At 66.3% G+C, this 11,828-nt stretch carries 11 protein-coding genes; 2 read left to right on the plus strand and 9 right to left on the minus strand.

Going from position 1 to position 11,828, the window contains the following annotated elements; translation table 11 throughout:
* Positions 1–7 precede the first annotated feature (7 nt).
* A complete protein-coding gene (locus V6X73_RS01665) occupies positions 8–1,282 on the plus strand; it encodes an HlyC/CorC family transporter (protein ID WP_367958054.1) in 1,275 nt (424 codons plus the stop codon).
* On the opposite strand, the gene cysS is transcribed toward V6X73_RS01665, so the two are convergent.
* Positions 1,279–2,670 carry a cysteine--tRNA ligase gene (gene cysS / locus V6X73_RS01670; RefSeq protein WP_367958053.1) on the minus strand — a complete coding sequence of 464 codons (1,392 nt, stop codon included), beginning with the start codon at positions 2,668–2,670 and terminating at the stop codon, positions 1,279–1,281. The genes V6X73_RS01665 and cysS overlap by 4 nt on opposite strands.
* Entirely contained in the window at positions 2,663–4,084 is a 1,422-nt protein-coding gene (gltX, locus tag V6X73_RS01675) for a glutamate--tRNA ligase (RefSeq protein WP_367958052.1), read from the minus strand. The genes cysS and gltX overlap by 8 nt, the downstream gene beginning before the upstream one ends.
* A gap of 85 nt (positions 4,085–4,169) precedes the next feature.
* Here gltX and V6X73_RS01680 point away from each other — a divergent pair, with 85 nt between their 5' ends.
* Positions 4,170–4,910: a UDP-2,3-diacylglucosamine diphosphatase gene (locus tag V6X73_RS01680; protein WP_367958051.1), complete on the plus strand. Its 741-nt coding sequence runs from the start codon at positions 4,170–4,172 to the stop codon at positions 4,908–4,910.
* Here the strand turns inward: V6X73_RS01680 and V6X73_RS01685 are convergent.
* The 7 genes from V6X73_RS01685 to V6X73_RS01715 are packed head-to-tail and all read right to left on the minus strand — an operon-like array spanning position 4,875 to position 11,826.
* Positions 4,875–5,381 (minus strand): hypothetical protein, encoded by a 507-nt coding sequence (locus tag V6X73_RS01685; protein ID WP_367958050.1) that lies wholly within the window; start codon positions 5,379–5,381, stop codon positions 4,875–4,877. The two genes, V6X73_RS01680 and V6X73_RS01685, sit on opposite strands and share 36 nt — an antisense overlap.
* Before the next feature lie 4 nt (positions 5,382–5,385).
* Complete coding sequence (locus V6X73_RS01690) at positions 5,386–6,627, minus strand: glycerate kinase type-2 family protein (RefSeq protein WP_367958049.1); 1,242 nt, start codon at positions 6,625–6,627, stop codon at positions 5,386–5,388.
* Entirely contained in the window at positions 6,624–7,811 is a 1,188-nt protein-coding gene (locus V6X73_RS01695; protein WP_367958048.1) for an O-succinylhomoserine sulfhydrylase, read from the minus strand. The genes V6X73_RS01690 and V6X73_RS01695 overlap by 4 nt, the downstream gene beginning before the upstream one ends.
* Positions 7,811–9,316, minus strand: a complete 1,506-nt coding sequence (gene purF, locus V6X73_RS01700; RefSeq protein WP_367958047.1) for an amidophosphoribosyltransferase — start codon at positions 9,314–9,316, stop codon at positions 7,811–7,813. Before purF ends, V6X73_RS01695 begins: the two co-directional genes overlap by 1 nt.
* Positions 9,317–9,322: 6 nt before the next feature.
* Positions 9,323–9,898 carry a CvpA family protein gene (locus V6X73_RS01705; protein WP_367958046.1) on the minus strand — a complete coding sequence of 192 codons (576 nt, stop codon included), beginning with the start codon at positions 9,896–9,898 and terminating at the stop codon, positions 9,323–9,325.
* 36 nt (positions 9,899–9,934) lie between these two features.
* Complete coding sequence (locus tag V6X73_RS01710) at positions 9,935–10,510, minus strand: SPOR domain-containing protein (protein ID WP_367958045.1); 576 nt, start codon at positions 10,508–10,510, stop codon at positions 9,935–9,937.
* A 23-nt stretch (positions 10,511–10,533) separates the two neighbouring features.
* Positions 10,534–11,826, minus strand: a complete 1,293-nt coding sequence (locus V6X73_RS01715) for a bifunctional folylpolyglutamate synthase/dihydrofolate synthase (protein WP_367958044.1) — start codon at positions 11,824–11,826, stop codon at positions 10,534–10,536.
* Positions 11,827–11,828: the final 2 nt, after the last annotated feature.

Below are 11,828 nucleotides of genomic sequence, written 5' to 3' on the forward strand. Positions count from 1 at the left end.
CCAGGAATTGGACGGTATCCCCCTACCGCTGCTGTTTCTCGCCCTGGGCGTGCTGATCCTGCTGTCGGCCTGTTTTTCGGGCTCCGAGACGGCACTGATGACCCTAAACCGATACCGGCTGCGACACCTGGCCCGGGACGGGCATCGCGGGGCGCGCCGGGCCGAGCGGCTGCTCCAGCGGCCGGACCGCCTGATCGGCATCATCCTGCTTGGCAACAATTTCATGAACATCGCGGCCTCGTCGGTGGCCACCCTCATTGCCCTGCGACTGGGTGGCGAGGGCGCACTAGCGGCGGCCACCGGGCTGCTGACCCTGACGATCCTGATTTTTGCCGAGGTGGCCCCGAAGACCCTGGCGGCCCTGCGCCCCGAGCGGGTGGCTTTTCCGGCGGCACTGGTGTTGCGACCGCTGCTGCGACTGCTCTACCCGCTGGTCTGGCTGACCAACACCCTGGCCAATGCCCTGCTTGGTCTGCTCGGGGTCAACCCATCGGAAGAAGGCGAATCGCCACTGAGCCGGGAAGAGCTGCGCACCGTGGTCAACGAGGCCGGCGCCATGATCCCGCAGCGCCACCAACGCATGCTCTTGAGTATCCTGGATCTGGACCAGGCCACCGTCGAGGACATCATGGTGCCGCGCAACGAGGTCGCCGGCATCGACCTGGAGGCCGACTGGCGCACCATCACCGCGCAGATCGCGGCCTCCGAATACACCCGTCTGCCGGTTTTCGAGGGCGGGATCGACAATATCCGCGGGGTCATCCATGTCCGGCGGGTGGTGACCGCCATGCTCGACGGTGAGCTGACCCGCGACAATCTCCTCGAGCATGTCCGCCCGCCCTACTTTGTCCCCGAAGGCACGCCGCTGCACCGGCAGATGATCAATTTCCAGACCGAGAAGCGGCGCATCGGCCTGGTGGTGGATGAATACGGCGAGCTGCTGGGGCTGGTCACCCTCGAGGATATCCTCGAAGAGATTGTCGGTGAATTCACCACCGATCCGGCCGAGGCGGTGGGGGATATCCATCGTCAGCCCGATGGCAGCTACCTGGCTGCAGGCAGCGCCAGTGTGCGCGAGCTCAAACGCCTGCTCGGCTGGGAGATCAGCGCCGACGGGCCGAAAACCCTGAATGGCCTGATCCTCGAGCAGCTCGAAAACATCCCGGAGCCCGGCACCAGCCTTTTGATCGACAACCACCCGGTCACGGTCATGCAGACCGAAGACAACCGGGTGAAGGTGGCACGACTGGATCGACGCATCCAGCCGGCCAACAAGGACTAGCGCCCCCGCCGCCAGCGGGTGCCGCCGGTCCCGTCTTCCAGCACGATGCCCTCGCCGATGAGCTGATCACGAATCGCATCGGCGCGTGCGAAGTCACGCTGGGCCCGGGCCTGGTCGCGTTCGGCGACAAGGGCGTTAATACGGGCAACTTCTGCCGGGTCCTCGGCGCTGCCCCCCTGCAAAAAGCCCTCGGCATCGCCCTGTAACAGACCCAGCATGTGCCCGAGTCGGCGCAATTCTCCGGCCAGGCCGTCGGCCCGGTCCGACTCGCCGGCTTCGCGGGCCCGATTGACTTCGCGGGCCAGGTCAAACAGCACCGCCAATGCCAGCGGGGTGTTGAAATCATCATCCATGGCCGCATAAAAACGCTCGGCATAAGCTTTGTCATGGCCACCGGGTTGGTCATCTCGCTCACCCCCGCGCAGCGCCAGATACAGTCGCTCCATGGATGCCCGGGCCTGGTCCAGCGCATCGGCGGTGTAGTTCAAAGGGCTGCGGTAGTGGCTCGAGAGCAGAAAATGCCGGATCGATTCGGGGTCGTGCGCGGCGAGGACATCCCTCACCGTGGTGAAATTGCCCAGTGACTTGGCCATCTTCTCGTCATCGATGCGCACATGCCCGTTGTGCATCCAGTAGTTGACGAAATGCTCGCCGGTGGCCGCCTCGGACTGGGCGATCTCGTTTTCGTGGTGAGGAAATTGCAGATCCAGCCCCCCGCCGTGGATATCGAAATGATTGCCCAGGCAACGGGTGGACATGGCAGAGCACTCGATATGCCACCCCGGTCGGCCATCGCCCCAGGGCGAAGGCCAGCTCGGCCCGTCGGGCTTGGCCGCTTTCCAGAGCACGAAGTCGGCGGGGTCACGCTTGGCCTCGTCCGACTCGATGCGCGCCCCGGCCCGCAAGTCCCCCGGCCGCTTGCCGGAAAGCGCCCCGTAGCCGTCGAAAGCCGCCACCGAGAAGTAGACATCACCCCCTGCGGTGTAGGCGTGCCCTTTTTCGATGAGCGCCTCGATCATCTTGATAATGGCATCCATGTGGGCCGTGGCGCGGGGCTCTTCGTCGGGCCGCAGACAGCCGAGCGCATCGGCATCGGCATGCATCGCCTCGGTAAACCGTCGGGTCAGCTGTTCGATGGGCTCGCCAAGGCTCGCCGCGCGCTGGATGATCTTGTCATCAATATCGGTGATATTGCGGACATACCGCACCTGGTAACCGCTCGCGCGCAGATAGCGCACCACCATGTCGAAAACCACCATGGCTCGGGCGTGGCCGAGATGGCAGTAGTCGTAGACCGTCATGCCGCAGACATAAAGCCCGACCCGCGGAGGATCGATGGGCTGGAAGGCCTGTTTGCGGCCGGTCAGGCTGTTGTGAATCTCAAGCATCGATGACTCCGGCGGCTTCGGCGGCCGCCCTTTGCAGGCGCAGACGTCGCACCGGCTCGGGCATCAAACGGATGATTTCGCCCAGCGCGGGGCCGTGACCGAGCCCGGTGAGGGCATGTCGAAGCGGTTTCATCATCGCACCGCCGCGCCGCTCGGTGGCGGCCTCGAGCGCTGGCCGCAGCGCGCTCCAGTCGTCCGTGCCCGTCGCCTCGATCACCCGGGCGACGGTTTCATAGAAAGCGGCGGCCGGTTGCGGCGAGCCCGCTGCCGTTGCCGGATCAACCCGCCAGTCGGCCGAGAAGATCCGTTCGGCCCAGTCGTTGACCTCTTCGGCCACTCGCAGATTGGGGCGGACCAGGGCCAGAAACCCGTCCAGCCGCTCGGCCGGGACCTCGATTTGCAAATACCCCCGCAGGGTGGACAGCGGGATGGCCGCCATGGCCTGCTGCTGCCAGCCATCGAGCTGGGTTGGATCAAAGCGTGCCGGGCTGCGACTCAGACGGTCGGGGGCGAAACCCTCGGCCAGTCCATCCATGTCAAGCAGATCATCCCCCGGCATCGGGTTGCCCAGCCGCGCGAGATAATTCAGCAACGCCTCGGGCCGGTACCCCTGGGACCGCAATGCCGCGACCGCCGCAGCCTGACTGCGTTTGGAAAGCGGTGCCCCGTGGGCATCGACCACCAGCGAGAGGTGACCGTAACAAGGCGGGGCCACGCCGAGCCCGTTGAAAAGCTGCCGCTGCAAAGGGGTGTTACTGAGATGGTCCTCACCGCGCAGAACATGGGTGACACCCATCCGCGCATCATCCAGGGCATTGGCGAACAAAAACGCCACACTCCCGTCGGCGCGCCGGATCACCGGATCCCCATAGGCGCTTGCGTCGAACCGCTGTTCGCCCCGGACCAGGTCGTCGAATGTCATATCCCCTGTCGCCGGCACCCGCAGTCGCACGGTGGCTGACTCCCCCGCGGCGACCCGAGTGGCCGCCTCGTCCGGATCGAGTGCCGCGCAGCAACCGTCGTAACGCGGTGGCTGTCCGGCCTTTTGCTGCGCCTCGCGTAATGCGCGGAGCCGCTCGATTGAACAAAAGCAATAATAGGCCCGACCCCCGGCCATCAGGGTATCGAGGGCGGCCTGATAAGCATCCTGCCGGGCGGATTGCCGCCAGGCCGAGGGCTCGTCCCGGCCGGGGCCCAGGTCCCAGTCGATCCCCAACCATTCGAGATCCTGTTGCAACGCCGCTTCGGCATCCGGATACGCACGGCTTGCGTCGCTGTCTTCGATCCGCAGGATGAAACGGCCACCGGCCCGGCGAGCCAGCAGATAGTTAAAAAGTGCGGTGCGCAGATTGCCGGCATGCAATAACCCCGTAGGACTGGGGGCGAACCGGGTAACGACAGGCGGCTGACTCATGGGCGGCATGGTAATCGAACCGCGACTTGCATGCAGCTTCGTCGACCGCCATCTTTGACCCATGGACACACGGCAATTCAGCTCGATGGATTCGCCGTTACTCTTTGTAGCGGACCTCCATTTGCATCCAGACCGGCCGGCGGCGATACAGACGTTTCTGGCCTTCCTCGCCGGTGAGGCCCGACAGGCCGGCGCGCTTTTCATCCTGGGCGATCTTTTTGAGGCCTGGATCGGCGATGATGCCGCCCCGGCCGACGATCCGGTGGCCCCCGCCATCCGGGCACTGGTCGAGAACGGCACATGGGTTGGTTTCATGCCCGGCAACCGGGATTTCCTCGTCGGCGATGACTACATCGCCCGCGCCCGTATCGAGCGAATGCGCGAGCCAACGGTCATCCGCGTCGACGACCTCCCGGTTGTGCTCGAGCACGGCGATGCCCTTTGCACCGACGACGCCGCCTATCAGGCGTTCCGACAACAGGTTCGGGACCCGGCCTGGCAGCGGGATTTTCTGGCGCTGCCCCCGGATGAGCGCTACCGACAGGCCCTCGAGGCCCGCGAGAAAAGTGGCGAGGCCATGGCCGGCAAGGACAGCGCCATCATGGACGTCAACCAGCAGGCGGTTCGCGATCGACTGACAGCCTGCAATGCCCGCGACCTCATCCATGGTCATACCCATCGGCCGGCGGTGCATGCGATGAGCGCCGATGGCAATGATTACCGCCGCGTGGTGCTGGGAGACTGGTTCCAGCAAGGCAGTGTCCTGCGCATCGATCAGGGCGAGTGGCAGCTAGCGTCGCTGCCCTTTGCCGCGGATGGCGGCTAGCCGGCCGGCGGCGGCCCGGCGCAGGTCGCGATCGTCATCATGCTCGGCGATCTCGGCAAGCAATCGATGATCATCGACCCGCTCCATGGCCGCCCGGCGCAGCGCCGGCTCTCGGGCACTGCGGGCCACATGGGCAATGATCTGCCCGTCCCGGCAGGCCGCAAGCGCCGCCAGCCGGTAGTCCAGTGACAGGGCATCGCCACCGGCCAGTAAATGCCGATACCGGCTCCGGGCCGACGCCACTACCTGCACATCGGTATCTGACTCGATCACCCGGCGCAGCATCACCGGATCCTGGAGCCGCCGCGCGGCGGCGGCGCGGACACGAGCGTCCGCGTCACGACTGACAAGCCGGCGCAGGACACTCTCGCCGCATTGGCCCACCTCGACGGCGGCCCGACGCTGATCGGGCTCGTCGGCGTACACATCCGGCCGCACGCCCCGGTGGCGTCTCGCGAGCCAACGCTTCATCGGCTTACCCCGTGCCTTTGGATCCGTAGTAGCCGATCACCAAATCCATGACATTGGTCCCCGTCCCGCCGGTGCGTATGAGATCGCCACTGGCGGCAAGAAAGCGCCCCGAATCGGCGGCATCCAGGGTGTATTCGTCGTCCAGACCGGCCCGGTGGCCCCGGTACAGGGTGTGGCCGTCGACCAACGCACCGGCGTCCTCTCCCGGGCCATCCGCGCCATCGGTCCCGGCGGCGAGCAATACCGCCGGGCGGTCGGCCAGTCTTTGTGCCGCCGCCAGCGCCAGGGCCTGCATCCGCCCGCCACGGCCGGGTTGTTCGGGCAGGGTCACGGTCGGCTCGCCGCCCCAGACATGCAGACAATCCGGAGCATTGATCAGCGTCTCGGCCAGGCTCGCCCCCAACGCCCGGGCCTCGCCGTCGAGGAAGCGTCCGGGGCAGGTCACCGCAAAACCCAGCGACCGCGCCCGCTCGGCGGCGGCTTCGACGGCGGCGGCATTGCTGGCCACCACATGCCCACTGACCGAAGGTGCCGGCGTCGCAGGGCCCGGTGAAGCGGGCACCAGCCCCTCGGGCAAGGCAGCCAGCTCGGCGTCGGTCAGGGGCGGCGCATCATCGGCGAACAGCAGGCCCGAGCCGATCATCGCCGGGGCATCGCCTGGCACGTCCGATATCAGCAACACATCCGCCCGCCGTCCAGCCAGCCATTGCGCCAGCCGACCGCCCTTGATGGTGGAGAAGGCCTTTCGCAGCCGGTTCATCCGGCCGATGTCCAGTCCGCTCGCCAGCAACCAGCGGTTCAATCGAGCCAGCGCGGCGGCATCCATCCCGGGCGCGAGGCGTTCGACCAGGCTCGAGGCACCTCCCGAGACAAGAAAGACAAAGCGCCCATTCGCCGGCGCCTGTTCGATAAAACCGACCAGGGCCTCTCCCGCCTCGAGGCTGCGCCCATCCGGGATCGGATGGGGGGCGGTGATGGTTCGCCCCGGTAGACGCTCGCCGAGTTCGGGATCCTCGTACCCCGCCCGGGTCACCACCAGCGCGTCCATGACATCGCCGCCGCGTTCGTCCGCCAGTCCGTGGGCCATGGCCGTGGCCGCCTTGCCCACCGCCACAAGGTAGAACGGCCCCTTGGGGACAACGCCTTCGCGCAGCGCCCGGGCCACCGCGGTGCGGCCGTTCACCGCCTCGAGGGCGGCGTGGTAGATCCGCTCGATGTCGGCGCGAAGCCCGGCGATGGCCGTCATCCGGCGGGAGCGAGACGATCGAGCCCGTGGGCCAGATCAGCGCGGATATCCGCCTGGTCTTCCAGTCCCACCGAGATCCGCACCAATCCTTCACCGATCCCCATCCGGGTGCGTTGTTCTGCACTCAACCGCCCGTGGGTCGTGCTGGCCGGATGGGTAATGGTGGTGCGGACATCGCCCAGGTTGGCAGTGATCGACAGCATGCGGGTGGCATCGACCACCTGCCAGGCGGCCTCACGCCCGCCCTCGACCTCGAATGAGACCACGCCACCAAAGCCGCTTTGCTGACGGGCCGCGAGGTCGTGCTGGGGATGGTCAGCAAGCCCCGGGTAATAGACCTGTGTCACGGCGCGCTGCTCACCCAGCCATTGGGCCAGGGCCAGCGCCTGTTCGCTGTGGTGGCGCATCCGCAGGTTGAGTGTCTCGAGCCCCTTTAAAAAGACCCAGGCGTTGAACGGGCTCATGGTCGGCCCGGCGGTGCGCAGGAATGGAAAGATGTGGTTATCCAGTGTCCCGGCATCGCCGACCACCGCACCGCCAACGCAACGCCCCTGGCCGTCGAGGAACTTGGTCGCCGAATGACTGACCAGATCCGCCCCCATGGCAAGGGGCTTTTGCAGTGCGGGGGTGCAAAAGCAATTATCCACTACCAGCCGCGCACCCCCGGCGTGGGCGATGTCGGCGAGTGCCGGGATGTCGGCCACCTCGGTCAGCGGATTGGACGGGGTCTCGAGAAAAAGCAGCCGCGTCTGCGGCCGCATGGCCGCCGCCCAGCCCGCGGTGTCGGTGGGCGCGACGAAATCGGTCTCGATCCCGAAGCGGCTTAACTGATTGGCAAACAGCGACGCGGTGGTCCCGAACACGCCCAGCGAGCAGAGCACATGATCGCCACTGCGCAGAAGCCCCATGCAGATCGCCAGGATCGCCGCCATGCCCGAACTGGTGCCGATGGCCCGTTCGCCGCCCTCCATCGCCGCGAGCCGCTCCTCGAAAGCCCGAACCGTCGGGTTGGTAAAGCGCGCATAGATATTGCCCGGCGCCTCGCCGCTGAACCGAGCCGCCGCCTCGGCGGCGTTGCGAAAGGTAAAGCTCGAGGTCGGAAAAATCGCCTCGGAATGCTCCTGCTCGGGTGTGCGCGCCCAGCCGGCGCGCAGCCCGGTGGTATCGTCGCCCCACTCGGCCATCACAACCCTCCGGCGCGCTCGGGGTAGCCGCGAGCGCTGTCGCCGACCCGGGCCTGATCATTGCGCTGGGCCTCGAGATCAAGCAGATAATCGGCGGTGATATCGCCGGTGACGTAACGGCCATCAAAGCATGAACAGTCGAACCCCTGGATACCGGCATTGCCCTCTTTCACCGCCGCAACCAGGTCATCCAGCGACTGGTAGATCATCTCATCGGCGCCAATGGTCTGACGGATCTCGTCGATGCTGCGATTGTGGGCGAGCAGCTCGCGGGCTGCCGGCATATCGATCCCATAGACATTGGGATAGCGCACCGGCGGCGCCGCCGAAGCGAAATACACCCGGCGGGCACCCGCATCGCGGGCCATTTCGATGATCTGCTCCGAAGTGGTTCCCCGGACGATCGAGTCATCAAGCAACAGCACATTCTTGCCGCGGAACTCCAGATCGATGGCGTTGAGCTTCTGGCGCACCGACTTCCGCCTCACCGCCTGTCCGGGCATGATGAAGGTCCGGCCGATGTAGCGGTTTTTGATAAAGCCTTCGCGGTAATTGATGTTCAGTTCGTTGGCCAGGTCCAGGGCACTGGTGCGGCTGGTATCGGGAATGGGAATGACCACGTCAATGTCGTGATTGGCCCACTCGCGGTTGATCTGTCCGGCCAGCATCCGGCCCATGCGCAGCCGTGACTTGTAAACCGACACATCGTCGAGCATCGAGTCGGGGCGGGCCAGATAGACATATTCGAAGATACAGGGCGCAAGCCGCGGCGCCTCGGCACACTGGCGGCTGTGGAGATTGCCGTCGAGATCGATGAATAGCGCCTCTCCCGGCGCCACATCGCGAACCAGTGTGTAACCGAGCACATCCAGCGCTACGCTCTCCGAGGCGATCATGTATTCGGTGCCGGCATCGGTCTCGCGCTTGCCAAAGCAAAGCGGGCGGATGCCATGGGGATCACGAAAACCGAGAATCCCGTAGCCATTGATCATCGCCACCGCGGCGTAACCGCCCCGGCAGCGCTCGTGGATGGTGGCCACCGCGTCGAACAGATCCGACTCGCTGGCACGCAGCTTGCCCGGCCCCCCCAGGCGATGGGCCAGGACATTGAGCAGGATTTCGGAATCCGACTGGGTGTTGATATGGCGCAGATCTTCGAGATAGAGATCGCGTTTAATGGCCTCGGCGTTGGTCAGGTTGCCGTTATGGGCGAGGCTGATCCCGTAGGGCGAGTTGACATAGAACGGCTGCGCCTCGGCCGAGCTGGAGCAACCGGCGGTGGGGTAGCGGCAATGGCCGATGCCCATGTTGCCCCGCAGCTCCAGCATATCCGCCGCGCTGAAGACATCCCGCACCAGCCCGTTGTCCTTGCGCAGATGCAGCCGTCCGTTGTCGAAGGTCATGATACCGGCCGCATCCTGACCGCGATGCTGAAGCACGGTGAGCCCGTCGTAGAGGGCCTGATTGACCGCGGACCGGGCGACGATACCAATGACACCGCACATATGGAGTCAGCTCCCGTTATCGGTTTGTGTCGGACGCTGGCAATAGGCCTGCCAGTGGGCGAACGCCGCCGAGGTGTCCATCGGTGCCTGCTCGATACCCGGCACCTCGCGGGCCCGAGTCAGCCACTGGCCAACCCGGTCATGACAGACCCAGGGCTGATAGCCGCTGGCGATGATCGACCCCTGCCACCAGGCCTGCTGCGGCAGCGCGGTGAACCCGGCGCCAAGCACCACAAGCCCGACCAGCAGACCGCCGCGCAGGCCGCCGAAGACCACCCCCAGCAGCCGGTCGGTGCCACCGAGTCCGGTCTGGCCGACGATCATTCGTGCCAGATAACCCACCAGCGTCCCGCCGACGAGAATAATGACAAAGACCGTTGCGAAGCCGGCCACCATCTGCAGCATGGACGAGTTCAGCCAGCCAGAGAACTGCTCGCCTACCTGCACACCATAGCGGGCCGCCAGCCAGAAGGCGGTGACCCAGACAACCACCGAGATCACCTCTCGGACGAAGCCGCGGATGACCCCGATGACCACCGACAGGCCAATCACCCCGAGAAACGCGTAATCAAGCCAGTTCATTCAATCCTCGTTGCCCCAGTCTATCACCCGCCACCGCTATGGCTCGACGATAAAACCCGGTAGCTCATGCCCCTCGGCCAGGCGTTGGCTCATCGCCTCGGCGGCCGCCCGATCTTCGAGCGGCCCGACCTGGACACGATGCGCCAGTTCGCTGTCCCGCTCGACAATCCGCAGCTCGAAGCCATCCTCTCGCAGTCGCTCCGCAAGGCGCCGGGCGTTTTCGATGCTGCCAAAAGCCCCCACCTGCACATAGACGCCGCCCTCCGATGCCCTGTCCACTTGCGCTGCCTCGCTGGGCTGGCTATCGGCGTCCGGCTGATCCTCGGCCGGCCTGTCGACCTCCGGCAGCGGCTCGACATCCGGCCGCTGATCGGGCTCATCGGGGATGGGCGTCTCGGCCAGCTCCGCGCCGGGTGATGGCGCCTCGAGGCTGTCGTCCTCGGGTACCGCCGGCGCCTGCGGCAACTCGGGTTCGGCCGGGATGTCCAGATCAATATCCACCCGGGTCCGTTCGACGGGGCCCGACAGCAGCATGGGCAGGAAGATCACCCCCAGCGCGACCAGCACCACCGCCCCGATCAATCGTTGTTTGAGCCGTTGCTCCAAAACCATGCCCCCGACGCCATGCGTTGATCTCAGTTTCGGCTGCTGTCCCCGGGGTTGCAAGCCTCCACGCCGGCCCGGGCAAGCACCTCCACCACGCGAAACGAGCCGCAGCCAACCAGCAGATCGTCCGGTCGGGCGGTCTGCTCCAGCTCGCTGACCGCCGATGCCGCCGGACCGGCGCCCACCACCCGAGCCCCGATGCCAGCCAGAGCCGCCCGGGTGGTCTCCACCGAGTGGGCCCCGGGGTCATCGAGATCGAGCAGGTACCAATCGTCGACAACGCCTGCCAGGGGCTCAATCACCACCTCCAGGGCCTTGCGCTGCATCAGCGCGAAGGCCATCCGGACCCGGCCCGGGTGCTGCCGCAGGGTTTCGGCGAGCAACTCGATGGCGGCCGGATTGTGTCCGACGTCCAGCAACCACTCGGCGGCCGGCCGCCGGACACGCTGCTGACGCCCGGCGAGCCGGGCGTGTCGCAGTCCGGATGCGATTACCGCCGGATCGACCTGCAGATCAGGATGCGCCCCATCGACCGCCATCACCGCCCCCGCCGCGTTGCCGAGCGCCGCCGGCGGCATCCACTCGGGCCGCGGCAGGGTCAGCCGCCGGCCACCCTCGGCCAACCACTGCCATTGCCCGGCGTCATCAAGCTCGCCGATCCGGTAATCCCTGCCCAGCTGCCACAGCAAAGCGCCCCGCTGACGGGCTGTATCGGCAATCGTGGCGGGCGGATGAGGGTCGGAGCAGACAACGGGACGGCCGGGTCGGGCAATCCCCATCTTCTCGATCGCGATCGCCTCGCGGGTGTCCCCCAGCCATTCCATGTGATCCAGATCGATGGCCGTGACCACCGCGAGGTCGGCATCAAAGCAATTGGTGGCATCCAGACGCCCGCCCAACCCCACTTCCAGCAACCAGGGGTCGGCGGCGGTCTCGCGAAAGCACCAGGCGGCGGCCAACGTGGCGAACTCGAAATAGGTCAGCGTAATGGACCCGCGGGCGGCGTCGATGGCGCGAAAGGCCTCAATGATCATTGCCTCGGAGACGGGCTCGCCATCCACACGGATCCGCTCGTTGTAGGCCAGCAAGTGGGGCGAGGTGTAGGCGCCCGGTCGGCGGCCGGCCGCCCGATAGATGCCCTCGAGACAGGCTACGGTACTGCCCTTGCCATTGGTACCGGCGATCGTGATCAGCCGATGCCCGCCCCGCCGTAGCCCCAGGTTGTCGGCGACCTGAGCAATGCGCACCAGCCCCAGGTCGATCTCGCGCGGATGGATCCCCTCCAGCCAGCGCAGCCAACCGCCAAGTTCGCTTGCGCTCACCG

Source organism: Spiribacter pallidus, from assembly GCF_040838495.1.
Lineage (GTDB): Bacteria > Pseudomonadota > Gammaproteobacteria > Nitrococcales > Nitrococcaceae > Spiribacter > Spiribacter pallidus.

What these genes read in the sequence shown, in the direction of transcription:
- cysS (WP_367958053.1), bottom strand. Translation starts at nt 2,670, where the DNA reads ATGCTTGAGATTCACAACAGCCTGACCGGCCGCAAACAGGCCTTCCAG.
- gltX (WP_367958052.1), bottom strand. Translation starts at nt 4,084, where the DNA reads ATGAGTCAGCCGCCTGTCGTTACCCGGTTCGCCCCCAGTCCTACGGGG.
- V6X73_RS01680 (WP_367958051.1), top strand. Translation starts at nt 4,170, where the DNA reads ATGGATTCGCCGTTACTCTTTGTAGCGGACCTCCATTTGCATCCAGAC.
- V6X73_RS01685 (WP_367958050.1), bottom strand. Translation starts at nt 5,381, where the DNA reads ATGAAGCGTTGGCTCGCGAGACGCCACCGGGGCGTGCGGCCGGATGTG.
- V6X73_RS01690 (WP_367958049.1), bottom strand. Translation starts at nt 6,627, where the DNA reads ATGACGGCCATCGCCGGGCTTCGCGCCGACATCGAGCGGATCTACCAC.
- V6X73_RS01695 (WP_367958048.1), bottom strand. Translation starts at nt 7,811, where the DNA reads ATGGCCGAGTGGGGCGACGATACCACCGGGCTGCGCGCCGGCTGGGCG.
- purF (WP_367958047.1), bottom strand. Translation starts at nt 9,316, where the DNA reads ATGTGCGGTGTCATTGGTATCGTCGCCCGGTCCGCGGTCAATCAGGCC.
- V6X73_RS01705 (WP_367958046.1), bottom strand. Translation starts at nt 9,898, where the DNA reads ATGAACTGGCTTGATTACGCGTTTCTCGGGGTGATTGGCCTGTCGGTG.
- V6X73_RS01710 (WP_367958045.1), bottom strand. Translation starts at nt 10,510, where the DNA reads ATGGTTTTGGAGCAACGGCTCAAACAACGATTGATCGGGGCGGTGGTG.